The sequence below is a fragment of the Parabacteroides goldsteinii DSM 19448 = WAL 12034 genome (assembly GCF_000969835.1).
GTDB classification, from domain to species: domain Bacteria; phylum Bacteroidota; class Bacteroidia; order Bacteroidales; family Tannerellaceae; genus Parabacteroides; species Parabacteroides goldsteinii.
The window spans coordinates 2,560,427-2,585,911 of record NZ_KQ033912.1 but is presented as its reverse complement, the minus strand read 5'-3'; the positions used below and the strand labels follow the sequence as shown (position 1 = coordinate 2,585,911).

General features: G+C 43.2%; 13 protein-coding genes and 1 pseudogene. 5 read left to right on the top strand and 9 right to left on the bottom strand.

The window, feature by feature from the left end; translation table 11 throughout:
- Positions 1–125 precede the first annotated feature (125 nt).
- A complete protein-coding gene (ilvA, locus tag HMPREF1535_RS09340) occupies positions 126–1,325 on the top strand; it encodes a threonine ammonia-lyase (RefSeq protein ID WP_009860208.1) in 1,200 nt (399 codons plus the stop codon).
- 114 nt (positions 1,326–1,439) lie between these two features.
- Here ilvA and HMPREF1535_RS09335 read toward each other — a convergent pair whose 3' ends face one another.
- Positions 1,440–3,158 carry a RagB/SusD family nutrient uptake outer membrane protein gene (locus HMPREF1535_RS09335; protein WP_046145964.1) on the bottom strand — a complete coding sequence of 573 codons (1,719 nt, stop codon included), beginning with the start codon at positions 3,156–3,158 and terminating at the stop codon, positions 1,440–1,442.
- Positions 3,159–3,171: 13 nt separating this feature from the next.
- Positions 3,172–6,216 (bottom strand): annotated as a pseudogene (locus tag HMPREF1535_RS09330) (SusC/RagA family TonB-linked outer membrane protein).
- Positions 6,217–6,453: 237 nt separating this feature from the next.
- On the opposite strand from HMPREF1535_RS09330, the gene HMPREF1535_RS09325 reads away from it, so the two are divergent.
- On the top strand, positions 6,454–6,837 hold the full coding sequence (locus tag HMPREF1535_RS09325) for a helix-turn-helix domain-containing protein (RefSeq protein ID WP_010801037.1): 384 nt from the start codon (positions 6,454–6,456) through the stop codon (positions 6,835–6,837).
- Positions 6,838–7,044: 207 nt separating this feature from the next.
- On the opposite strand, the gene HMPREF1535_RS25775 is transcribed toward HMPREF1535_RS09325, so the two are convergent.
- From HMPREF1535_RS25775 to HMPREF1535_RS09305, 4 genes are all read right to left on the bottom strand, one after another.
- A complete protein-coding gene (locus HMPREF1535_RS25775) occupies positions 7,045–7,212 on the bottom strand; it encodes a hypothetical protein (RefSeq protein ID WP_154670869.1) in 168 nt (55 codons plus the stop codon).
- The gene (locus HMPREF1535_RS09315; RefSeq protein ID WP_046145963.1) at positions 7,209–10,370 is read right to left on the bottom strand and encodes a GH92 family glycosyl hydrolase; all 3,162 of its coding nucleotides are present in this window, start codon (positions 10,368–10,370) and stop codon (positions 7,209–7,211) included. Before HMPREF1535_RS09315 ends, HMPREF1535_RS25775 begins: the two co-directional genes overlap by 4 nt.
- Positions 10,371–10,599: 229 nt before the next feature.
- Positions 10,600–12,921, bottom strand: a complete 2,322-nt coding sequence (locus tag HMPREF1535_RS09310; protein ID WP_046145962.1) for a TonB-dependent receptor — start codon at positions 12,919–12,921, stop codon at positions 10,600–10,602.
- A 174-nt stretch (positions 12,922–13,095) separates the two neighbouring features.
- Positions 13,096–14,979 (bottom strand): coiled-coil domain-containing protein, encoded by a 1,884-nt coding sequence (locus HMPREF1535_RS09305; protein ID WP_046145961.1) that lies wholly within the window; start codon positions 14,977–14,979, stop codon positions 13,096–13,098.
- 186 nt (positions 14,980–15,165) lie between these two features.
- Between HMPREF1535_RS09305 and HMPREF1535_RS09300 the strand changes: the two genes are divergently transcribed.
- Positions 15,166–16,473, top strand: a complete 1,308-nt coding sequence (locus tag HMPREF1535_RS09300; protein ID WP_046145960.1) for an ATP-binding protein — start codon at positions 15,166–15,168, stop codon at positions 16,471–16,473.
- Between the two features lie 44 nt (positions 16,474–16,517).
- Here HMPREF1535_RS09300 and HMPREF1535_RS09295 read toward each other — a convergent pair whose 3' ends face one another.
- From HMPREF1535_RS09295 to HMPREF1535_RS09285, 3 genes are all read right to left on the bottom strand, one after another.
- Positions 16,518–17,114 carry an HU family DNA-binding protein gene (locus tag HMPREF1535_RS09295; protein WP_046145959.1) on the bottom strand — a complete coding sequence of 199 codons (597 nt, stop codon included), beginning with the start codon at positions 17,112–17,114 and terminating at the stop codon, positions 16,518–16,520.
- Positions 17,115–17,550: 436 nt separating this feature from the next.
- Entirely contained in the window at positions 17,551–18,987 is a 1,437-nt protein-coding gene (locus HMPREF1535_RS09290; RefSeq protein ID WP_046145958.1) for a Gfo/Idh/MocA family oxidoreductase, read from the bottom strand.
- Between the two features lie 125 nt (positions 18,988–19,112).
- On the bottom strand, positions 19,113–19,667 hold the full coding sequence (locus tag HMPREF1535_RS09285) for an NAD(P)H-dependent oxidoreductase (protein WP_046145957.1): 555 nt from the start codon (positions 19,665–19,667) through the stop codon (positions 19,113–19,115).
- A 578-nt stretch (positions 19,668–20,245) separates the two neighbouring features.
- Here HMPREF1535_RS09285 and HMPREF1535_RS09280 point away from each other — a divergent pair.
- Together HMPREF1535_RS09280 and HMPREF1535_RS09275 are read left to right on the top strand one after the other, a co-directional pair.
- Positions 20,246–23,536 carry a SusC/RagA family TonB-linked outer membrane protein gene (locus HMPREF1535_RS09280; RefSeq protein ID WP_046145956.1) on the top strand — a complete coding sequence of 1,097 codons (3,291 nt, stop codon included), beginning with the start codon at positions 20,246–20,248 and terminating at the stop codon, positions 23,534–23,536.
- A 16-nt stretch (positions 23,537–23,552) separates the two neighbouring features.
- Positions 23,553–25,214, top strand: a complete 1,662-nt coding sequence (locus HMPREF1535_RS09275) for a SusD/RagB family nutrient-binding outer membrane lipoprotein (RefSeq protein WP_010801045.1) — start codon at positions 23,553–23,555, stop codon at positions 25,212–25,214.
- Positions 25,215–25,485: the final 271 nt, after the last annotated feature.

The window sequence follows — 25,485 nt, the reverse complement described above, 5'->3', positions numbered from 1 at the left end:
CTCTGCCGGAAAGTAAATTCCAGCGTGTAAATATACGAAATATTGGCGAGATAATAAAAAAGCATTATTGTTTCGGTGAGATATCTGAATTCTCCCTATATTTGTCTCCTCAAAAATTTAGCGTAATGCTCACACTCGATAAGATTTATCAGGCATCTTTTGCCTTGAAAACAGTTATCCGTCGCACCGACCTGATCAGTGCGCCCAACATCAATCCGGATTCTCATATCTATCTGAAACCGGAGAACTTACAGATTACTGGATCATTCAAAGTCCGCGGTGCCTGCTTCAAAATCGCCCAACTGACAGAAGAAGAGAAGGCCAAAGGCGTCGTAGCCTGTTCCGCCGGTAATCATGCACAGGGTGTCGCCCTGGCTGCCACCACCCATGGCATCAAGTCACTGATCTGCCTGCCGGACAATGCACCGATCTCCAAGATAGAGGCTACCAAATGGTACGGTGCCGATGTTTGCCTGGTCGAAGGCGTGTACGACGACGCTTATCAGAAAGCCCTGAAGCTGAGAGATGAAAAAGGATATACGTTCGTTCATCCTTTTGATGACGAAGACGTTATTGCCGGACAAGGGACTATCGGACTGGAATTATTGGAACAGTTGCCCGACCTGGATGCCGTAATCGTTCCGATAGGCGGAGGGGGACTTATCTCCGGCGTCGCCTTTGCAATCAAACATCTGAATCCGAATGTAAAAATATACGGCGTACAGGCCAGCGGTGCACCAAGCATGCTGAACTCCATCGAGCACAATAAAATCGAACGGATGGGATTCGTCCGCACCATCGCCGACGGTATAGCCGTAAAAGAACCGGGTGAACATACATTTGAATATTGTAAAAAGTATGTGGATGAAATTGTTACAGTCAACGACGATGAGATTTCGACCGCTATCCTGGCTCTGATCGAACAGCACAAATTAATCGCCGAGGGAGCAGGGGCGGTAGCCGTAGCGGCAGCCATGTTCAATAAAGTTCCCATAAAAGGTAAAAAAGCGATCTGCCTGGTATCGGGAGGAAATATCGACGTAACGATCCTCTCTCGCGTTATCGGACGCGGCTTACAGAAATCCGGCCGTTCCTACACCATGACGATCGAACTGGTCGACAAACCCGGACAGTTACAGCACGTTTCTGAAATTATTGCCCGCACCGGAGCCAATGTGGTATCCGTCCATCACGAACGAGTTAGCCATACCGCCGACATCAACGGCTGCTATCTCCGTCTGGAAATGGAAACACGTAACCAGGAACATATCGACCAAATACAATATACGCTGACGGCAGCGGGGTATAAGATTATTCCGGGATAACGTTAAGAGGCTGTCACAAAGACCTGAATCAAAGAAACAGATAACTTTTGACAGCCTCAAAACACGAAAAACTATATTTAATTAAAACACAACATTCTTTCGAATCTTTTCTTATTACTCACCATAGCCAGGATTTTGCTTGATCAGGTTATTAGCACCGATAATACTGTAATGTATCGGGAAGCGATTCAGATTTTTATTATTGGTTGCCTGATGATCCCACCAGCTTTCCGTCACATAAGCATCCCACCGGACCAGATCAGTACGTCTCCGTCCTTCACCCAGAAATTCCAGTTGCCATTCATCCAACATACGATATTTATCCAAATTGGCAGACGTGACAGGATCAGGATCGTTCCCGCCCTCAAAATAACGCTTCCGGACAGTATTGATCAGATCAGCGGCTCCCTCTTTGTCACCGGCACGCATCTTACACTCGGCCAACGTATAATAAATCTCAGCCAAGCGGATGACAGGAACATCCGGATCAAACTTACGTTTCATCTCATCCTGGTTGGGACGCGGACTGAATTTTACCAGCCGGACACAAGAGTTTTCTTCCGCCATGCCCACATTAGACGGGAGCGATTCGAGATCCGGATACTTCGCATCTTTACCCACTTTGGCAAAATAAGCGACCTGATCGACTACCGTAATTACTTCCCCTTTATATTCACGGCTTCCCGTACAAGTCCATTCCGGATGAATCGGATTAACTAACTTGCCAACAATGAACATGCCTCGATATTTACCGCTTCCTTCATATACATACGGTTGTTTGCGTACATCCCGATCGTGAAATTTTCCATAAGCACCTCCGAGTTTATACGGATACTTCTTACCTGTCGGATCCAGACTCGGTATCAATCCTATTCCATTGTTGGATCCGGAACCTTCCAAACCACCCAGATAATTTTTGTAATTATAAGGGACAGACCAATCCCAATAGCCGGCATCCGTCTCCAGTTTTGCATTCTGGCTCGGGATAGACCAGATCAGTTCCGGACAGGCTTCATTGTCGAAACCAAAAATATTTGTCCAGTCGGAAGCCAACGCATACTGCCCATATTTCCCATCGATGATATCTTTACAGATACCGGCAGCTTCAGCAAACATATCTTTACCGATATAAGATTTGGCATTGAAATAAAGACGCACTTTCAACGCTGCTGCGGCAGCTCTGTTGATACTTCCGGTCTCTTGCGCTCCCAATTCCTCCTTTAGCGGAAGTTCGGGAATAGCCTCCGTCAATAAAGAATCGATAAAATTAAATGTTTCCAAATCAGTCGACCGCCCTTTGATATCACTTTGCGTCGTCGTATAGAGCGGAACACCGCCAAACAAATCAAGCCCGTCCAAATAAAGCGAAGCCACCAACACTTTCTGCTGGTTCAGCATCGACTCGCGTGTCCCGTCGGCAAAACCCAAAGCATCGAAATCGATTTTAGCCAAATCCTCCAAAGCATCCCAGGCCAAAGCTACCCCCATGGAAAAGCCATACCATCCGTTGTTGACAAATGCCATATCTTCGGTATAAGCATGATGATGCACTTTCTGGTAATAGGCTCCGTCATACCAGTCGCTGCCACGGGTTGGCAGGCAAAATTCATCTGTGCCAATTTCCTGCAAAGCCCAACGATCATTATTGGACCCGACAAACCAACGCCAATGTGTAAACGGACGGTTAAAGCGCTGCCACACGGCATCCTGAGAGGTATAAAACGTTTCAGGAACCGACTGCGAATAAAATGTCGGATCTATATCACAAGACGTAACAGCCAACAGGCTTATGATTCCTGATAAAAACAAATGGATTATATTTCTTTTTTTCATCTTACAATCTGTTTTAGAAGTTAAACTGCATGCCTAATGTATATGTGCGAACCATCGGATAAAAGCGTTCCGTATCCCAAAACTTCTCAGTACCCTGATCTCAGCCGGTAATGTTTACCTCCGGATTCATTCCACTGTAACCGGTAATCGTACAGACATTGCCGACTGTGCCGTAGATACGTATCCGATCGATCAGATTCTTCGTATACTTCTTCATCGGCAACGTATAACCCAACGTAATAGCGTCGATCTTCAGGAAAGTACCGTCTTCCAGATAATAATCGCAAATCTGCTTTTCCCCTTTGATATGACTGAACTTGCCGTAAGCGTCTTTCAACACATTGAAATTACCTTGTCCCTGTATACCATAGTACATATTAATTGTGTTATAGACATCGAAGTCTATCCAGCTACGGAGGTTGACACCCAGATCAAAATTCCTGTAAGTAAATGTATGACTCCAGCCGACAATCAACTTTGGGGTATAGTTTCCGACATAACGTTTGTCATTCTCAGTCTTATCCTTTGCAGGAATCACATTGTTGTCTTTGTCGTACAACAAAAAATTGCCCTCATCATCGAAACCGGCAAACTTCCAGATATAAAAAGAACCGATCGTCGATCCCTCTTCCATGCGTGCCGCATCACCCGGTGAACCCGGGGCAACGAAACCGTTACCGTTTTTATAAGTATTATTTCCCCAAAGCGTAGCAATCTTGCCCGAATTATGGCTAAGATTTAAGTTGGAAGACCAAACAAAATCCTTTGTGCGGATGATATCTCCTCCGACTTCAAACTCCCATCCCTTGACTTCCATACTACCGATATTCTGCCACTGCGTGTTCTGTGTATAAGGAGGCTGAGGCACGGCCACTTCATAAATCAGATTGTCGATCGTACGTTTGAAATAGTCGAATTTTCCATATAGCCGGTTGCCAAATAAAGAATAATCAACCCCTAAGTTCCATTCTTTCTTCTCTTCCCATCCTAAATTCCGGTTCACATTCTGCGTTTTACCAAAAGAATAAGCCCATTCGCCATTCGGAAGCATCCAGTATGTATCAGAGCCCAGCATATCGGCCATATAAGAGGCATCGAAATCGTTATTGCCTGTCACACCATAACCAAAACGGACCTTCAGGTCATCTACCCATTTTACCTCTTTCATGAAGTTCTCTTTAGAAATACGCCAACCGGCACTGGCAGACCAGAAATTAGCCCAACGATTGTCTGCAGAAAACTTGGAGGAACCCTCATGACGGATGGAAGCAGATAATAAGTACTTATCCCGATAAGCATAGTTAGCGCGGGCAAAGACAGAGAACAGACGTTCCGTGATATTTTTACCGGAACTCATGCCAGCCTTACCGTCACTCAGATAACTACCTTTGCCGATATCCCAATATTTCAGACCATCGACAGAGAAATTATAGTTATCCATACCGAAATTCTCGCCGTTATGCTCGAAATAAGAATAACCGGCGGTAACATTCAAGTTATGATCTTCCTTAAAATCCTTTATATAAGAAAAATATCCCTCGGAAGTCAGATTCTCAGTCTTGCTGAATGCGAGATGCGCATGTCCTTTACGTGATTCGTTCAACTCAGAACGATGCGTCCGCGGCCAATATTGATGCAACTCCCACTGGCGGTTTTCATACCCCAGGATCTGCTGGTAAGAGAGGCCTGGAACCGGTTTGATATTCAATTTCATATTCACCTCCGGCTTAAACCATTTGTCCACTCCGTAGTAATCCTCCAGCATAGCATCGGCCACCACGTTATAATCAAGCGATTCGTTCAACCACACATTATATCCGGTTTCATTTTCCGGATCATAAGGAGAACGTGTCGGATTATTACGCATAGCCTGCTGGAAATTTGGAAAATGGTTGTTACGTGCAGCCTGCCGATAATCGACAGACGGATGTATCTCCAACCAATCGTCAAACAGTTTGAAATTAGCATTCACACGCCCTCCATAATCCTGACGTCCATCCTGCTTGGCCACTCCCTGGTTCTTTTCATAGAAAAAAGAAGTATAGACCTGCGCCTTTTCGGTTCCGAACTCCAATGCAAGATGATGCTTTTGCGAAAAATTACCATGATTCAGCAATTCATCCCACCAATCCGTATCCTGTCCATAATCGGTACCGATTTCATAATCTGCATATTCACGTCCGGAGAGCATTTCCGGAGCATTATATCCCTGTTTTTTCGTGAATTCGTTACTATAGGTTAGTTTCACTTTTCCATTCGTGTCCGAACCACTTTTGGTCGTAATCAGAATCACACCGGAGGCAGCCCGTGTACCGTAGATAGCTCCGGCAGAACCATCTTTCAAAATGTCGATCGACTTGATGTCGTCTTGCGTCAAAGATCGGATATCACCCCCCGGAAAACCATCGATGACGATTAGCGGAGCTTTGCCGGCATTGATGGAAGTCATGCCACGTAACTGGAATGTGGTGCCTGCATTGGCACTTCCAAGATTATACATCACCAGACCACCAATTTTGCCTTGCAAAGATGTAGAAATGTCGGCACCACTGACACCGACCATCAGGTCGTCAGCTTTCAAAGAGGTGATAGCGCTGGTGACTTGCTTTTTATCCAGTGAGCCATAACCGATAACTACAACTTCTTGCAGGGTCTCGGCATCTTCTACCAATTTCACTTGAATTGAATGCTGTTTCCCGACTTTCACTTCCTGGCTTATATAACCTATATAGGATATAACCAAGGTCGAATTATCCGGGATATTTTGCAGGATAACCATTCCATTATCATCTGATATATTCCCTATTGTCGTTCCTTTTACCACAACATTAGCTCCTATGACAGGCCCGGTTTCATCCCGTACCATAACAGTCACTGTTTTTTCCGCCTGATCAGGTATCCTGTTCTCTATCCAACTTGAGGTTAACAATTCAAGATTCTCATCCATAGCAAAAACTTCTGTCGGCAAACATAAAAACAAGCCACACATAATCTTTATTGCCTGGGAAATCGAATCCTTTCTTCCCGGGAGAAAATCACAATTCTTTTTTTGTTGCATTTTCTTGTATTATTTTACAGGTTAATAATAATTTGACAAGTCATAATTTTGACACGTCTAATGCCGAAGCATAAGACTTTACGGTCTCTATACCATTCACTTCACAGGCCTATTGATCTAAATGATTTTAAGAATTATTGACTTTACAAAGTTAAATTGAAAAGAGGTTACATTATATCCACATTATTTGTTACTTTTGACCGATAAAATAAGAATATTAATCAATTATTTACGAGTATGGAAACAGATTTGAAAAAACTGGTAGGACAACGCCTTCAATTACTTCGTCTGGAAAGGAATTTGACACAAGAACAAATGAGTGAAAAACTCAATCTTTCTACGAGTGCCTATTGCAAAATTGAATATGGCGAAACCGACCTCACCCTTACTCGTCTGAACAAAATAGCGGATATACTCAACATGTCCGCAGTTGAACTATTCACGCGAATAGAAGGAGATACCTATAATAACTATCCTAAAGATTATGGTCGCGTATGGATTACGCGTGACAGTAGTATTGTAAATGTAGACAATAGCGATGACCTCCGCGAATTGGTTAAATCTAATTCCCGTCTTATCGATGTTCTTTTGAAAAGGATTGAAGAGCTTGAAAAGAAATAAAGGAATTTACTTGCTCCTATTCAGGGCAACCACACCAAAATAACTCGTTTCAGATTTTGTCAGAAGCGAACTATCTTGTCCCCGTGCTTGACACGGGGTCGCAGAAGAACCGGCTGTATCAAAAAATACATACAGGATACGGTTTGTGCCTTTGCTATCCCGTGTCAAGCACGGGATAGCTCAATTATTTCTACATTGGAACATCCTTTAGCTGCGGTTACTTTGTTTACTATTGAGAACTCGCTTTTCACGTGCTGCACGAATTTTCACACCGACACGAAGAGATTCCAATTCTCTTTCAAGCTCATTGCGCTCCGGTGTCCCTATTTCACCATAATAACGATCTTTTATCTGATCTAATGATGTTACGTTCATTTCTTTGCCTCCTTCCCCATCTCAACTACAATCTTTCCCCCTTTCAACACTTCATCCTGTGGTATTTTAAAACCATCGACTGGCTTTCCATTCAAAGTCACTGATTGAATGTATTTATTTTCCTTAGATGCACCGGGAGCTTCGATCACAAAAGTTTTTCCCCGACCATACTTACCGTCCAGGCGGATCGTTATTTTCGGATAACGGGGGGATGCCAGTTCATAGAAAGGCTTTTCCGAACAACCGCCCTCCATCTGAAACAGACCGATGGCACTCATAACAAACCAACTACTCATCTGCCCCAGATCCTCATCACCCGGATAAGCGTCATAAGGGGTAGTCCCGTAATACTGTTCCTGTATAGCACGTATCCATTTCTGTGTCAGATGGGGAGCACCTGCCCAATTGAAAAGATAAGCCACTTCCATAGATGTCTCGTTGCCATGATTAATCGGAAAGGCCGAAAAATTATCGCCGGCCGCATTGAAATTGGCATGCGACGACTGCTCCATCGCCTTATCCAGGCGGCTTATAAAGCGTTCTTTACCGACCTCACGAATTAACTTTTCGGGGTTATGAGGAACAAACCAGGAATAATTGAAAGCATTCCCTTCCGTAAATCCGGGAGTATGATACGGATCGAAAGGTTCCACCCAGTTTCCATGTTCATCTTTGGGCCGCATAAAACCGGACTCAGGATCAAACAAGTTACACCAATTGTTCGAACGTTTATCAAATAATTTAAAATCATCGGTCTTCCCCAGGATCTTAGCCATCTGCCCCAGGCACCAGTCATCATAAGCATATTCCATCGTATTAGAAACCGTCCCTTTTCCTGCAGGAATATACCCATACTTCATATAGGGAACTAAATTCTCAACACCAACAGTTCCACCGCCTTCGTATTTCTGAGGAGGTGTCGTCATCATCTTTTTCAAACCATCATACGCAATATTCAAGTCAAAATCACGTATACCACTTTGCCAGGCTCCCAGAATCTGAGAGATCGGATGCATGGCAACCATAACACCGGTATGTTCGATTCCGGCAGGGTCCGTATTGAACCATCCGCTATTCTGGTAAAGCTGAATAGCCGAACGTGCCCATTGGCTGGATATTTCAGGAGCCATCAGATTAAATAACTGCTGATTATTCCAGAATGTATTCCAATATTCACCGCTCATGATACAATCGTCTGGTTTCTCCAACTGCCTGATCCGCTCGTCTTCATCTACAAAACGACCATCCGCATCGCTCCAGGTTGCTTTAGCAGCCAAGGCACGATAAAGATTCGTATAGAATTTTTTCTTTTGCAGGTAATCATCTGTTTCAATCGCTATCCTGCCCAGATATTCATCCCAGACAGAACGGGCGTTATCCACGACTTTCTCAAAATCCCAACCAAACGGATCAGCCAGTTCCTGTTTCAGGTTATTCCGTGCCCCAGCCATATCAACCAGAGAGACACCCGAACGGACAAGAATCTCTTCATTCTCCTTCGTCTTATAATTTAGGAATATACCGACATCACCTTTGCCATCTATCTGCGTGATATTCTGTTTTATTTCAGCAGGAGTCTCAAACTCGTGATTCCTGTTCCATCCAGGGATATAACCGGTTACCGGTTTAACACCTTCGTTCACCCATCCCCCCATCGAGTCAAAAGGCTTACTAAATTGAAGGACAAAATATAACGTATAGTTCTGCTCCAACGTATAACCGGTAAAAGCATTATAATAAGTCGCATACCCTTCTATCTCAGTATCATTTACTTTCGTGATATGCGCATTCACCAGATTATGCGGATACTCGTTGGGAGTAAACATATCGATCAGAATCCGGGCATCTTCCCTGGCCGGGAAAATATACCGTTGCAGGGCTGCACGACGCGTTGCCGTAATCTCCGCTTTGATCTTTGTGTCGGTCATATAAACGGAATATCTGCCTATTTCAGCTTTTTCGGAAGCCTTATCGATACGCGAACGATAACCTTCATCAGGAAAATCCTCCCGGCCGGGATTTACTTTCAGTTCCCCACAGGTAGGCTGCATCAGGAATCCGGTCATGGTCCAGTCGCTGAAATGATTGAAGCCCATGATATTTTCAATCGTATATTCATATCCGGCTTTCCATATCTCATCCTGGTTATCAGGGGCGATCTGCACCATACTCAGCGGGAGACTCGATCCGGGTTTGAACATCCAGCGTGAATTACCGGTACCCATCAGCAGGTCGACATCATCCGAATAAGAATGAAGAGGCTGCCGGCTACGGGTAATTTCTCCTTTATAAACAATCTCCTTGCCATCCTGAATCGTGAACTGCAAAGTTTCCTGTTTGTCATTGGTCTTGGCAGCAGGCATCCATATCTCCTGGATACTCTCACCCGTTTCAATCACACGCGAAACCGGCTGGCATCCCTCTATCCGGAATGTCAGTTCCCGGGAATGGTCAAACTGGTCCATATCCACCAGGACCGGTTGCATACGTTCCCCGTTTTCTTTCCGGTATTCGAACGGAGCTGCTTTGACAGAACGTATCAGGGAAGAAGAGGCTTTCCCCAGCCGGATGCCGGCCGGTGTTTCCAAACGGATACAATCGAAAATCGCCCAGGTTCCTTTGATTGTTCCCAACTGGATTTTATTCATCCCGGCAGTAAGCCACGCAGCAGGAAACTGTATTTTTATTTCTTTCGCCTTTCCAGTCTCCTTGTTCGTAAGTAACTCTCCTGAGTTTTCTCCGTTCAACTCTTCCTCAAACCGGTTACCGTTTATCTCCACCCGTATCTTCACAGGATGGCTGTTATGAGCCCCGGTAAAGAAAAAAGTCAGGGAACATTCTCCCTGCGCAGAGACCTTATCCAGATTAAAAAATACAGCAGGGAAATGGCGGGGATGAAACCCGGCCCAATATCCGCCGCCGGCCCAGCTATCCAGCGGCCCCGGCAAAACATAAGGCCAGTGCTTACCGGCCGACGAATAACCGACATAAAAAGATTTCTCCCCTCCGAAATTAGCCAGAAAACTATTATAGTTATCGGGATACAAAGCAAACTCGGCAGCTGAATTATCCTGCTTGCCTATTTCAAAAAGGACCTTGTTCCCTGCGTACGTACCGGAAGACAATAGAATAAAAAGAAGAAAGAATAGATGTTTCATTTTTATTAATCAAATTAGCATACAAAAATAAAAGAATCCATGGACAATCTATTTATACATTTTTTCTATTGAGTTATATTATCTTACGTTTAAAGGAGAGTCATAATTGAGAAAACGTACAAATACTCAATGGCGATGGCGGGCCAACCTGCACCTGCGGGGCGAACAGGTTTTGCAGATGTAACTGATACGAACAGGAATAACAGCCGGCAATCCGCCAGACAATCATTTATTTGCCGGCATTCATTATTCCCGAATCATTATCCTGGTTATATATCTTCTTCCCATCACTCTGGTATTTGCGACCGAACCGGAAATTCCAGGCAAAGGTCAGGAAAAAGGCATGAGAGCTTTCATTGATATAATTCTCCTTGTACGAGGAAACATACTTATTCCAGTTTTCATAAATCCGTTTATAGTTATTGGCAAAAGGATTGATCATACCGGCTCCGACTGAGAACTGTTTATAATTATACCGGACCATCAGCATATGAAGATTCTCTCCGCTCGACATTTTCTCTCCCCAGAAACTATTCCGGCGGTTGTAAATACTGAACATAGCCGTCAAATGTTTATACTGCCCCATTATCTCTGCACGATAATACCAGTTCGTATAGGTATGCCGGTAATCTTTCCCATCACTCCAGTAACGGTTCACGCCTCCGCTGAGAGAAAATTGCAGGATATTCCATAACATACCGGCCCGCAGGTTCAACTCGCCATTCAAGGACTGAAAACCATCCTGATTTTCATAAGTATGAATAAACATGCCATCCTCAATAAAAGTAGATTCCATTATCGCTTTCGGAGCATTCCGATAACGGGAAGACAAGCCGACAGAAACTTTCCCCTTCCGATATTCCATATATAAATCGGCCTGGTAACGGTTGTACGGATTCAGGTCCGGATTTCCCCGCTGTATCTGCATCGAATCGATCAGTTGCTCGACAGCACTCAACTCCGACAGTGCCGGCGGATTGTTCGTCAGGCTGCCATTCAGGCGCGCATAGAAATTATCAGAGAAAGCATAACGGAAAGAAAAACGAGGCCAGAACGTATAGGTCTGATAACCATCTTCCCCTTCCTGTTTCAGCCATGAACGGGTAACACCCACACCCAACGAATAATTGAGCTTTTGCCATTTGCCCTGAAACTCGGTATATAAATAGGTATCCGACTGTTTCATCTCCGTTTTATATGTCATATTTCCATCATAGGTATTCTCCGAAAAGGCTTGTGAATGTTTCAGTCCTGCACTTAACCGGCCTTTTTCAAAACCTTTTTCATAAATACCTTCACCAATCACGGAATATTTATTCCCTTTTACACCGGAGTAGATATCAGTCAGCAACAGATCGTTCTGCTTTTCCTGATAAGTACGCTTGGAGTCGGTGTAGATATATGTTCCGACCAGGTTGAGCGCCAGAAACTGTTTGTGCTTCAGGTTCTGCTGATAATATAAATCGACATACGGACGATGTGTTTTTTTATCATTGTTATCCCGCATATCCGTTACATGGTCCGGATACTCAACGTTATACAACTCACTTCTGTAATCCGTATGTGGTTGCAGATACCCCCAGTAACCCAGCTTTGCATTCAGCAGGTATTTATCCGGTTCTTGATAATTATAGGTGAAAGAACCGCCATGATTCAGCTCCTGAAAATGTCCGGGCTGCCCTTTTTCATACCGGTGCAGGGAGGTACCATCTTCAAAGAGGAAAGATTCTTCATTCGTGCGCCAACATTTGTAAAAGTCACGCGGACTGGCATAATAACTCAGGCCAAACTCCGATTTCTTATGATTCAATTTAGCTGATATTTCATCATTATGGAATACTACATGCGGGGAATTCATCATATCCAGGCTGACGGAGCCACCCGTTTCGTACCGGCGGGTGATATAATTCAATACGGCTTCGGCATCTCCGTAACGCAAGCCGGGATTCTCCAGATATTCAATACGTATGATATCGTTCGGCTGTAATGCGGAAATATCCTTTGCATCCACTTTCGCTCCATTCAGACAAAGCTGTACAGAGCCGCCGCCGGAAACACTGATATCCCTTGTCATCGGATTCACCTGAATGCGCGGTAACATCAGGGCCTGAAGCAAATTCACCCCATTTGTAGAGGCTGCCAGCTGTTGTTTATTGGGAAATACGATCTTACGGTCCGCCCGGTTGACAATATTGGCAGCTGTAACTGTCACCTCATCGAGTTGTTCCGCAGCTTCATTCAATGTTAGTTTTCCCAAATCAACTGACTTGGAAAGGCCATTCAGATCGGTTATATTATCTGTATACCCAATAGCGGAAATAATCAGACGATAACTGCCTGTTTCTATTTTTTCCAACTGAAAACGTCCCTTCGTATCAGTCGATACACCTGTGACAAAAGTTGAATCGAGCGTTTGCAACACGACATTGGCAAATTCAACAGAGGCATCCGTACTTCCATCTGTCACCATTCCGGAGATCTTTATCTTTTGCGCATAACATAGACTGACTGACAGAACAGCACCTAAAATAAATAGATATATTCTTTTCATATAACATAGAATTTGAGTGATTATCTGAAGGCAAAGGTAGAGCCTCCGCAGTAGACAACCTTGAATTCCATGTGGACAAAGAATATCGGATACCTGTACAATGACGAACAGTTAAACTATTAATAAACAATCAAATAAAAGAATCTGTATTTTTCAAGTGGACAAATCACGCCATCAAAATCCCCACAGATAGACATCGGTCGGCTGATCCTTCCCGATCAACTCATTTTTTCCCTGATTAATCCGCTCCTTTATACGCTGTTTCCGTTTGGTGACAGAAGAGGGAGCAATACTATACAACCGGGCAATAGCCGAAGTGGACAGCTGTAATTTAATCAGGCAGCAACACTGAATATCTTCCTCCGTCAGCAACGGGAAAGAAGCACGAAGCCGCCGGGTGTAATTATTAAATATCTTATCTATCAATTTATAAATGGCAGGCCAGTCTATATCCGACAGATTACGGACTTCTCCTTTGTACAAACGTTCCAACTCTTTATATTGCAAGATAACCTGAAGAGACAATTGTTTCGTGCTGGTTGTAAGTGCTTGGTTTTGTATGACCATCCGCTCATACGAATCCATTTCAACGTTTTTTTCCGGGATATTCTGAGCATATCGGGCCATTTCCTGTTGCAGCTGCTTCTTTTCCCGGTTCAATAGCTCATTCTCCTGACGAATCCGTTCAATTTCAGAGAACTGGTCGTTCAATTGCTGTTCGGCTATTTCCTCCTGCTCCGACTGGCGGGCTGACAATTGTTCGATCGCCTCCTCATTTTGCCGGATCAGCTGTTCCTTTTCGCTTAATGCAATTTGATGCAGTCGCATCTGCTCTCTCATCTGCCGGATAAAACGTTCCTTCTTCAACAATTTACGTTGGTATAAATAAGCCAGGAAGAAAATCAGGCAAGCGGCTGCCGACAGAATATAAAGAGCCAGGCGGTGGTTCCGGTCTTTTTGAATCTTCAGATTCAGATTCCTCCGTTCCAGTTGGTTCTGTACAAACAACCGCTCTTTTTCTATTGCCACATTCCTTCTTTCCACCGATGCCACCTTTTCACAAAAATCATAGACAGCAATGATATTCAGAGCATTATTCTTCTTTACATCATAAACACTACGAAGCAGTTTCTCCACATAAAAAAAAGAGGTACGATATCCGTTCCCGTAATAATCCCGGGGGATTAAATCGCAACAATATTCCAATTGTTTCAGGTAAACCTCCGCAGAATCCAATTTCCCCAGATTTAACCAAAGACATACATAAGTAGCAGTCTTCACAATACTATCATGCAGATGTTTCGGAGGATATTCCCGATCAAACTTCCTCATCAGCGGCAAAGCCTTTTCACTCTGATGGAAAGCATTCAAACCATCTATATAATTACGGAGAATCGAACTGTTATCAACTCGCAGCTCTTCCGCCAGTTTTAGTGCCCGTATCATATAATGCTCCATTGAATCCGGTTCCTGCCGGGAAGCATAATAACAACCGAGACCATACAAACAATGAATCATCTGCAACGAATCTAAAGCATAATAATCGAATATAATGTGCTTAACGTCTTCAGGTACCAGAGAAAGATTCCCCGGAAGCAGATCATGATAACCCAGAGTCGAAGCAAGCTCCACCAGCAAAGTGGTATCTTTATTGTTTGCTGCAATCTGTATTCCTTTTGAAATAAACTCTTTAGCCTCTTCCCTTTTATCTCCCGAATAGTTCACCTGCATAGCAGCTAACATATATGCTTCTGTCAGACGAGGGGATTGTTGTTGCTCATAACAACGAAGTGTATAATGAATCAGCGAATCATTCACCATATTCCGTCCCTGTCGTTGATGCAGCCGGGTGATCCACCAGCCATATTCCGCCCGAAGGCTATCCGAGAGTTCAGCTGGAACGACCTGCTCTTCCAGTATCATCGCCAGGCTGTCCGGATTTTCCCGCAACAGACGTTCAGCCAAACCTTCATCCGGAAAGAAAGCCTCCTGCCGTCCCCACTGACAGGAAGGTAAAAGGACAGTAAAGAACAAGATCAGACAGCAGATGTATTTCATACGAGCGTTATTATAAAGGCTACAAAGATAATGATAATACCCCGGCAAAAGAAGCCTGTGAATAAAGTCTGACCGGTTTACCTCAAAAATATCATTATAATTATTTCATAATAAGCATATTATAACTACATTTGCATTATTGTAGCGAAAGTTACAGTAATATTGACTACAATAGAAGGATAGCTTATGAAATTTTACAATAGAAATAAAGAATTACAATTACTACATGACTGGGAAGAGTTGTCTGCCGAAGCAGCACAAATGACAATTGTAATCGGGCGCCGGCGTGTCGGAAAGACTACATTGATTAAGAAAGCTTTCGAAAACAAAAAGATGATTTACTTCTTCTGTACTAAAAAGAATGAAGTACTTCTCTGCGAAGAATTTGTAGCAATTGCCAAAGACATATTAGGTACAGATATCCTTGAATACCGTAACTTCCGGGATTTATTCCGATATCTGATGCGCATATCAACTGAACAAAACTTTACATTGGTAATAGATGAATTTCAGGAATTCTATTATATTAATCCCGCCATTTACAGCGAAATGCAAAATGTATGGGATGAAATGAAAGATCACGCAAAAATAAACTTAGTACTTTGCGGCTCGATCTATTCACTCATGAAACGCATATTCGAAAACTCCCGGGAACCACTATTCCAACGAGCCGATCATCGCATTGTGTTACGCCCATTCACAGTAGATGTGATAAAAGATATCATAAGAGATCATTTCCCATCTTTCACTCCGGAAGATTTACTGGCTTTTTATACAGTAACCGGAGGTGTTGCACGGTATATAGAACTATTAATCAAGAGCAAAGCTTTTACAAAAGAGAAAATACTGGATACTATTTTCAGCGAAAACTCTTTCTTTTTAGAGGAAGGGAAAAATGTTCTCATAGAAGAATTTGGAAAGGATTATACTGTTTATTTCTCTATTCTTTCCCTAATAGCCTCTTCTAAAACATCCCGGCCGGAAATCGAAGGCGAATTAGGTGTTTCAGTCGGTCCCCAATTAAAAACATTGGAAGAAGACTTTAATGTCATTACCCGTACCAGTCCAATATTTTCAAAGCCGAATACCCGGCAGATCCGTTATTATATTGATGACAATTTCCTGAACTTCTGGTTTCGCTTTATTTACAAATACAGAAGCGCAGTAGAAATATCCAATCTGGGATTCATTCGACAGGTGGTAGAAAGAGATTACAACACATATATAGGACGAATACTTGAAAGATATTTCCGAGACCAGCTAATCTTATCCAAAGAATGGTCTGCTATCGGTTCTTATTGGGAAAACGGAAATAAAAACGAAATAGATATCGTTGCCGTAGACGAATTCAATAAGAGAATGGTCATCGGTGAAGTAAAACACAATCCTAACGAGATCAACTTAGGGACATTAGAATATAAAGCCAGAAATATTGCTGCAAGCCATAAAAAGTACACAATAGAATATAAAGGTTTTTCTCCTGATGACATGTAAGGTAAGTCTGCTCCCGGGAAAACATGCGAAGGGAAAAAAGTACTTTACTCTTTCGCGGCCAACACATAAACCCTGTGCGTTTTATATCCCATCTCACGGATGATACCTTCTTCCAAAAACTGTTTCAGCTCTTTGCCTGCCCGGTAACGAGTACAATTGTTCAACTCTGCATAATCCGATTCATTGATGCTTTCATGCTTGCGGATATATTCCAACATCTTTTCTTTCCGGGTTTCGATGGGTTCAGAAGAAATATTTTCTCTTTTTACTTTCTTGGGACGTTCTTCTTTAACCATCTCCTTCAAACGGTTGGAACAGCGAAAATTCACCCCGTCGACAGAAACACTAAACCTGATTCTTCCGTTTTCCTCGGAAATTTTCCGGGTACGCAACGCCGGGGAGAAATGCCCGATCCCCTCCAACTCGATACTATATCCATAGCCAAGCTCCCTGCCCATATATACGGTCAATGCTTCCAGCACACCTTTTATATCGGCCGAATTAACCGTGCAAGCATCCGAGAGATCTCTGCATATCTCTTCAAGACCTTTTGTTCCTCTCGAAACAAGACGTGCATGTTCTAAGTTATCTTTACTCCCTTTAGGCCGGGGAGTCTTATAAACACTGAATTTGATACTCATGGGAATTTGATTTAAAAGGTTACGTACGATATTTTTCGGGATGCCATACTGTACTAAATTTTATGCCTTACTAACTTATTGCCGACAGCCATCAGTAATATAACTGATAGCTGTCCGTAAAATTACTGATGGCTATCGATAATCTTATCGAAACCAATCGACAATCAGTTTGTTGCGGTACAAATATACGAAGGAAAGGGATAAATTATTCGCCGGAACAGGATATTTTTAGGTTAAATAGACTACCCCTGTTTCAATCCCGCAAATTACGAACTAAATTTCATTCATTCATAATGAGTAAAAATATCGTTTTTTATTCATTTGCAATGAACAAAATATTATTATAATGATACAGAGTCATGAAAGAATCAGTAGCCAAAGCAGAATCTGAGTGATCTACTTTGGCTACTAACTAAATTATTCTATATAACCAACACTATACATTATAATACTCTTCCCATCCTTTGCGTGGCGGCTGTCCGCTCAGCATCTGGTTGGCGAAGCTGTCGTTGACGATCTCTTTGGTGGTGCGGTCGAGAACTAACTTACGGTTCAGGCGCTGTGCCAATACACCCAGGCAGAATACCTGGCTCAGCGGACCGGCGATAGAGAACGGTGAACGGGGCTTTTCCTTGCCCTGGCAAGCCAACAGGAAGTTCGCGTAATGGTTGGAAGGACTCTTCTGGTATTCGGGAAGGGTTGGATTCATTTCCTTGGCAATCTTATCCGGGATGACAGACAATGTACTTCCATGAGAACCTCCTTTGAATGTCAGCGTCTTCGTATAAATTTCCTTACCCGGATTCAGTTTCATCAATTGCAGTTTGCCACCGGCTACAGTCGGAATATTCGGATCGACATCCGAAGAACCGAAGTTTTCAGGAACAGGAGGGATATTATCCAGACCATCGTACCAGGTAACATCTATTCCCGGCATATCGCCTCTTTCGGGGAATTTGAACAGGATAGTCGACGACATCGGGAAGAAGAATTTATTATGATCTTTCAGATACAACGGGTTGATCTCTGTAGGCAATCCCATATCCAGGAATTCGTGTGCCGTATCCAGAATATGTGCACCCCAGTCACCCAGCGCGCCCATACCGAAGTCATACCAACAACGCCATTGTCCCATATGATAATCATGGTTATAGTCATGATGCTGCACTACCCCCAGCCAGGTATCCCAATCCATTGTTTCAGGAATCGGTTCTCCCATCGGCATATGCTTGATATTCGGATTCCATCCGTGCCAACGACGCGGAGAGTTCATATGAGCGGTGATAGCTGTTACATCCTTTATCAGACCAGCTTCTTTCCATGCCTTGAACTGGAAATAATTGGCTTCGGAATGTCCCTGGTTACCCATCTGTGTGACCACGCCATATTTCTTTTCACCGCGCATCATCAGTTCTATTTCCTGGAAAGTACGCGCCATCGGTTTTTCAACATATACATGTTTGCCGTGGGCCATTGCCTCGATTGTGATCGGGAAATGGGCATGGTCGGGAACCCCCACCGTCACAGCATCGATCTTATCCGCCATCTGATCGAACATCTTACGGAAATCCTGATAACGGGGAACTTTCGGGAACATGGAGATCAGTTCCTGCGTATGCTTCGCCCCCATATCCACATCGCAAAGGGCTACAACATTACACAATCCGGTCTTATACAATTCCTTGGCAATTTCACCACCCCGGTTACCAATGCCAATAAATGCGATATTAACTTTCTCGTTCGCACTAACGAACGGTACACCCGGCATTGCACCAGCCTTCGAAGGGATCCAAAACGAAGGTATTACAGTAGCTGCCGATAATGCCAATGCCCGTTTCAGGAACGAGCGACGTGAGATGTCTTCTGATTTCATGGTATTCTATTTAGATAATTAATATTGTCTGCGCAAACATTAAAAACATCAACTTCGCAAAAATAGATATTTTTTGTTGATTTGAAAGGAATTAAGGCAGAAAGTTCATTAATTATCCGAAAACTTTACCAGGCATTATTCACCGTATGATCAGCCAGTACCGTTTCCACCATCTTTCTGTAAACCTCGACACCCGTTGCTATATTCCTGGAAGCATCGGCACTTCCCATGCCATAAACCACCAATGGCGTCTGCCAGGTCATTCCGGCATGTATTGCACATCCCTGATAAGGACGCAGAAGTTCATCCATCGTGAAACAATTCCTGCCTCCGCTACGGTAAGCGGCATATTCCGAACCTGTTGTAGTGACGATCTGCAACGGCTTGCCGGCTACAGCTGGTGTCTTTGCCAGGGAAGTAAAGACCTCGTCCAGCCATCTTTTCAACAACGAAGGTGCTGACATCCAGTGGAAAGGAAATTGAAAGACCACCACGGAAGCATCGGATATAATCGTGCTCCACACATTTACATCAAAAGACTGATCCTGATATTCATACAGATCGTATACCATCACGCCATCGATATCTTTTACCGCATCGGCTAAAGCCTTGTTAGCCTGTGATTCTTTCAGATTGGGATGAGCCAAAAGAACTACTACTTTTTTTGAAACGTCATTCATATTATTGTGTTTTATAATGTAAAATCGTATTAAAACATAAGCTTTCACAAAGCTAAACAAATCCATGAAAATACATCAGGGAGATTTAGATTAAAATTACCACCATTATCTAAATAACAATTGATTACATAAAAAAGCATTTCAGCAGGAGAGAAAAATAGCAGACAATAGAATATTTAACATATCGAAACATTCAAAAAAGACTCGATACTGTAAATTAAAAATTAAGGCAAACAAATGAACTATAAATATATAGTCAGCATTTTACATTTTTCTAAATGATATTGTTCTAGTAGAACTAATTCATAATATCTATCAAAAAATAGATTAGCAGTTAACATCTCATTTCTGACCTCATTTTTTATAATTAATTACAACTAATTTGTGACAAAATTAACCATTTTAGCGCACACAAGCTGGCGGTTAACTAATTTAAAATAGATTTATCCTATTTTAAGCAATTCATCATACTTTCTTTTTGACATAATTCCATAGTTCTACTAGAACTATGATAATAATTTAATTGATGCTGAAACACATTATACACACATCTATTTTTACTTATAAATCAAACGCTTATGTCTAAAAAATTGAAATTTCCAAGCTTGATTTTGCTTGCCGGTGCATTAGCATCTCCGATAGGAGTCTACGCCGACGTATTGCCCGACAGGCAAAGTGTAAACATTTCCCAACAGAGTGGGAAAGTAACCGGAGTCGTAGAAGACGCATTAGGTCCGGTAATTGGAGCTTCTGTGGTAATCAAAGGCACCACTAATGGTATTATGACTGATCTTGACGGTAAATTTACACTGGATAACGTCAAAAAAGGTCAAGTCCTACAAATCTCTTTTGTCGGATACAAAACAAAAGAAATCGCCTACACGGGACAAACGACAATGAAAATTCTTCTGGAAGAAGATTCACAAGCCCTGGATGAAGTTGTAGTAACAGCCCTGGGTATGTCGCGTGACAAAAAATCACTGGGTTACGCCATGACAGAACTGAAAGGAGATGAAATCGCCAAAGTAAACTCTCCTAACCCGATCAATGGTTTGCAAGGTAAGGTTGCCGGTGTACAGATTAACATGGGTAACTCCGGCCCGCAATCTTCACAACGCATCATTATTCGTGGTAACACCTCATTGGGCGGTAACAACCAGCCGATTTTCGTTATCGACGGTATTATCATCGACAATGAAGTAACAAAAACCGGCCAGGGCCAAGACTGGGGTAATGACCTGAAAAACTTGAACTCCGACGACTTCGAGTCTATGTCTGTCTTGAAAGGTGCCGCCGCTACTGCCCTTTACGGTTCACGTGCAGCAAACGGTGTGATCTTGATCACCACCAAGAAAGGACGCAAAGGAGAAGGTATCGGTATCTCTGTTTCTCACACGCAACAGTGGGAAAAGATCTATGCAACCCCTGATTTGCAAAACGAATTCGGTTCCGGTTCATCCCCCGTTTGGGCGTTGAATGATGACGGTTCTGAAAACCGTTATACCTCGGCCGGACGTAGTTTCGGACCGCGTTTCGACGGCAAGCCGTTCTATGTGGACGGTCAGGAAATGATCTATTCTGCAAAAACAAACAACTTGCAGAATTTGTATAAGACCGGCCGTTACATGAACACAAATGTGGCATTGCAAGGTGGTTCTGAAAAAAGTGCATTCCGTTTTTCTTATTCAAACTTGAATTCCGATGGTTTGACTTTCAATAATGAGTTCAAACGTAATTCATTCAGCTTAAACGCCTCACACGATATCAGTTCTCGTTTGAAAGCAGAAGGCGGTTTCTCTTATATCGAATCGAAGGCGCAAAACCCGACTCGGCAGGGTGGTTCAGGTTCACCGATCTACGACTTCATGTACAGCATCGCCCGTGAATATGATACAGACTATTGGCTGAAAGACAAACGTTACATCAGTCCGGCAGGCGACGGCTACAACTCGATGGACCCATACGGTTACTCTAAAACCATCTACGATTACTTGGAAAACATCTACACACAAGATGAAATGAGTGTACGCGGATACTTGAACCTGGATCTGAAACTGTTGGATTGGTTATCTGTAAAAGTAAAAGGTGACATCTATAAATTGTACACTACCAACGAGTCAAAAGTAATGGCAACAGGTGCCAGCAAGTACGATGGGGCAGCTTACAAGATCCATGAAAACAAGAAAGACCAGTACAAAATTACCGGTATGTTGACAGCTAACCATTCGTTCGACGACTTCAACATCAGTGGTAGTGTGGCTGTTGAGCAGTGGGACACAAAGAGCGGTTATCATAAAACCGACTCAAAGAACGGTTTACGTGTACCTGGTCTGTTCGACATGACCAACTCCGTACAACGAGCTGAAACAGAAGTGAGGTATAACACCAACCGGAAACGTATCAATTCTATCTATGCTTTCGCCAATATGGACTATAAAGGCGTTTACTTCCTGGATATCACTGGACGTAACGACTGGTCGTCTGCATTGATCTACGAAAACGGTACAGGTAATACTTCTTACTTCTATCCGTCGGTAGGTGCCTCTTGGTTGTTTGTTGAAGGTCTGCGTGAACACATGCCGGAGTTCATCTCTTTCGGTAAGTTAAGAGCTTCTTACGCCATTGTGGGTAATGACTGTGCACCGTATTTAACAACAGGTACAGGTTACTATGCTTTCGACAATACATTCGATAATCAATTAAGTAGCGGAACTTATCCGTATTACAAATTTGACAAGGATGAATTGCCTAACTTGAATTTGAAACCTGAAAAACAACACTCCATCGAAGTTGGTTTGGATATGCGTTTCTTAAAGAACCGCTTAGGTTTCGACTTTGCCTGGTATAAGACCAATACAAAGAACCAAATCCTGGGCTTGCCGATCGCATCCGAGTCAGGTGTAGGCAAACGCTGGATCAATGCCGGTGATATCCAGAATAAGGGTATCGAGTTATTGATCACCGGTACTCCGATCGAGACAAAAGATTGGCGTTGGGACTTATCATTCAACCTGACACGCAATACAAATAAAATTGTTTCCCTGTTTGAAGGTGTTGACAAATATCAGTTGTTAGGTGGCGGTACAGATACGCAGGGATGGGCAACCGTTGGCGGTTCTTACGGTGATATCTATACTTCATACGGTTACACACGTAATGAAAAGGGCGAAAAACTATTAAATGCAGACGGTTCTTATCCTCGTTCAAACGAAAGTGTAAAGATCGGTTCCTTGCAACCCAAATTCTTGTGGGGTGCTAATACTTCCGTAAGTTGGAAGGACGTTACGTTGAATGCTGTAATTGATGCCCGTTTCGGTGGTGACATCTTCTCTGCAAGTTATTACTATGGTATGAATTCCGGTAATATCAAGTCTTCACTGGCTGGTCGCGATACACAATATGGCGGTCTACCTCGTACATTGGCCGACGGGAGAACCGTTAACGATGGTGTCATTCCGGAAGGTGTATTCATGCCCGGCACAGAAATCAAGGGACAGGATGTATCCGGCATGAGCTATCAGGCTGCTTACGAAAAAGGATTGGTTGAACCGCTGTCGGCCTACAAGTATTACGACAATGTATATAGTTGGTCTGGCGGTATCCGCGAAGAAGGTATCCACAAATGTTCATGGATTGCGCTGCGTGAAGTCTCCGTACATTGGCAATTACCTAAAAAATGGGTAGAAAAAGCATATATGCAGAATGTCAGTGTAGGCTTGATGGCACGTAACCTGGGTTTCCTGTATAACAGCTTGCCCGACAACATTCACCCGGAAGGTTTGAATACAACTTACAGTTCCGAATATATGGAAAGTGGTGGTGCGGTATTCTCACGTAACATCGGCTTCAGTGTTAATGTTTCATTCTAATCAAACGTATAGTCAAATGAAAAAGATTAAATATTATATTTTCGGTGCTTTAGCATCTATGGCTGCATTGACCTCTTGCGATGCAGATTTTACCGAAATCAATAAAAATCCCGATACGGTGTATGAGGTCGATCCGGAAGTATACCTCTATCAGGTAGAAAATGCGATGCTCAATGCCGGAGAAACCTGGGCAGATTCTTATGCCTGTCGTTTACGCTGGATGCAGTATTGTACAGGTATCTGGGGGTACGGAACGACAAACTTTACAGAGTGTGCCGGATGGGGTGGTACAGTCTATGGCAACTATAATACTGCCGGAAAGTACGCAACACATATCCCTTATTACATCCAAACAAATTTACCGGAACAGGAAGCTGCTTATAGCAACTTGATAGAAGTGGCTCGTGTCCTGCTGATCACCAAAGGTATCCAGACCTCCGATGTATACGGTTCATTGGCTTATACAGATGCCTGGGGAACACGTAACGGACGTCCGGAAATCCTCGAACCGGCATTTCAAACACAAGAAGAGTTGTACACCATCTGGAATCAGGAACTGAAAGAAGCTGCTAATAAGCTGGCTACCGCTACGAACCAGATTTCTTTCAAAAATTACGACCTGGCGTATAATGGCGATATGACTAAATGGGTGAAAGCCGTTAACGCTGTACGCCTGCGCTTGGCATTACGTCTGTTGAACCGGAAACCGGAAGAGGCTAAAGCCATTGCACGAGAAATATTGTCATCCGGTAATATATTCGACAACATTGACGATAGTTTCGTCCTTTATTTCGATAATCACTGGACTACATTGGGCGACTGGCATTCAGTCATTGACATGGACCGTGCTTCTGTCTGCTTCATGAATTATCTGAAAAAATACAACGACCCACGTAAACGTCTTTTCTTCCAGATCAACAACCTGACTCCGGAAAATGTCGCTGCATTCAACGCACTGGAAACAACAACTCCCAAACAAATCATTCCTACCAATTTGAGCCGTTGGGAAGGTGGTCACGTAAGCTATGATTTGCAGGCAGAAGATGTTTGTCGTACTTCGCGTTATCTGGATGATATCGATATGCGCCCGATGAACAGACCACAGACTCGTCTGTGGAAAGGGGCACAGGATGAAGGTACAGCAGGCGGCTGGGTGCCATTGGTGACTTATGCAGACTTCTGCTTTATGGCTGCCGAATTTACATTGGAAGGTGTGGCTAATACGAAAAGCGCACAGGAATGGTACGAAGAGGGTGTAAGAGCTTCTTTGAAATTCTGGAGCAAGATTGCCGACTACTGCAAAATCAACAACTACGAAGCCATTACAGAAGCTGAAATCGACGAATACATGGCACAGGAAGGAATTGCTTGGAACAGCGCTATGGCTAAAGAACAGATTTATTGCCAGACTTGGATAGAACACTTCAAGAACAACAATGAATCGTGGGCGATGTACAAACGTGTAGGCTATCCGAGTACAACCTCTACTTTGGTTACTTGGGAACCGATCCATGTGTACGGCGAATTACAACAAGTTCCGCGTCGCAAAAAATTCACTATGCCGGCAGATGGTTCTCCTAACTATGCTAACCAAGTAAAACGCTTGGAAGATATGCAAAAGGAATCTAACTTCGGTCGTTTGGATAGTGAACATGGCCGTGTTTGGTGGGAAAATTAGAAAACTCCAAACTAAATATTCAACATAATGATTGGTGAAACGAGAGAGGTGACCGTGATGGCCACCTCTCTTTGGTTATTGACTCTACACATTAACTTTATAGTGTTATAATCATGAATAGACATAACCTCAAACAGTTACTTTATATAGTCTTCATACTTCTTACAATATCCCCGATCTATTCTCAAACAATAAAAGAGGGAATCATGATACAAGGAAACATTCAAATCAAGATACCACGTTAATAAACTGCAGGGCAACCGCACTAAAT

Excerpts from the sequence above, each read along its gene's own strand:
- HMPREF1535_RS09300 (WP_046145960.1), top strand. The coding sequence starts at position 15,166 with ATGAAATTTTACAATAGAAATAAAGAATTACAATTACTACATGACTGG.
- HMPREF1535_RS09305 (WP_046145961.1), bottom strand. The coding sequence starts at position 14,979 with ATGAAATACATCTGCTGTCTGATCTTGTTCTTTACTGTCCTTTTACCT.
- HMPREF1535_RS25775 (WP_154670869.1), bottom strand. The coding sequence starts at position 7,212 with ATGAACGTAACATCATTAGATCAGATAAAAGATCGTTATTATGGTGAA.
- HMPREF1535_RS09275 (WP_010801045.1), top strand. The coding sequence starts at position 23,553 with ATGAAAAAGATTAAATATTATATTTTCGGTGCTTTAGCATCTATGGCT.
- ilvA (WP_009860208.1), top strand. The coding sequence starts at position 126 with ATGCTCACACTCGATAAGATTTATCAGGCATCTTTTGCCTTGAAAACA.
- HMPREF1535_RS09280 (WP_046145956.1), top strand. The coding sequence starts at position 20,246 with ATGTCTAAAAAATTGAAATTTCCAAGCTTGATTTTGCTTGCCGGTGCA.
- HMPREF1535_RS09295 (WP_046145959.1), bottom strand. The coding sequence starts at position 17,114 with ATGAGTATCAAATTCAGTGTTTATAAGACTCCCCGGCCTAAAGGGAGT.
- HMPREF1535_RS09325 (WP_010801037.1), top strand. The coding sequence starts at position 6,454 with ATGGAAACAGATTTGAAAAAACTGGTAGGACAACGCCTTCAATTACTT.
- HMPREF1535_RS09310 (WP_046145962.1), bottom strand. The coding sequence starts at position 12,921 with ATGAAAAGAATATATCTATTTATTTTAGGTGCTGTTCTGTCAGTCAGT.
- HMPREF1535_RS09335 (WP_046145964.1), bottom strand. The coding sequence starts at position 3,158 with ATGAAAAAAAGAAATATAATCCATTTGTTTTTATCAGGAATCATAAGC.
- HMPREF1535_RS09315 (WP_046145963.1), bottom strand. The coding sequence starts at position 10,370 with ATGAAACATCTATTCTTTCTTCTTTTTATTCTATTGTCTTCCGGTACG.
- HMPREF1535_RS09285 (WP_046145957.1), bottom strand. The coding sequence starts at position 19,667 with ATGAATGACGTTTCAAAAAAAGTAGTAGTTCTTTTGGCTCATCCCAAT.
- HMPREF1535_RS09290 (WP_046145958.1), bottom strand. The coding sequence starts at position 18,987 with ATGAAATCAGAAGACATCTCACGTCGCTCGTTCCTGAAACGGGCATTG.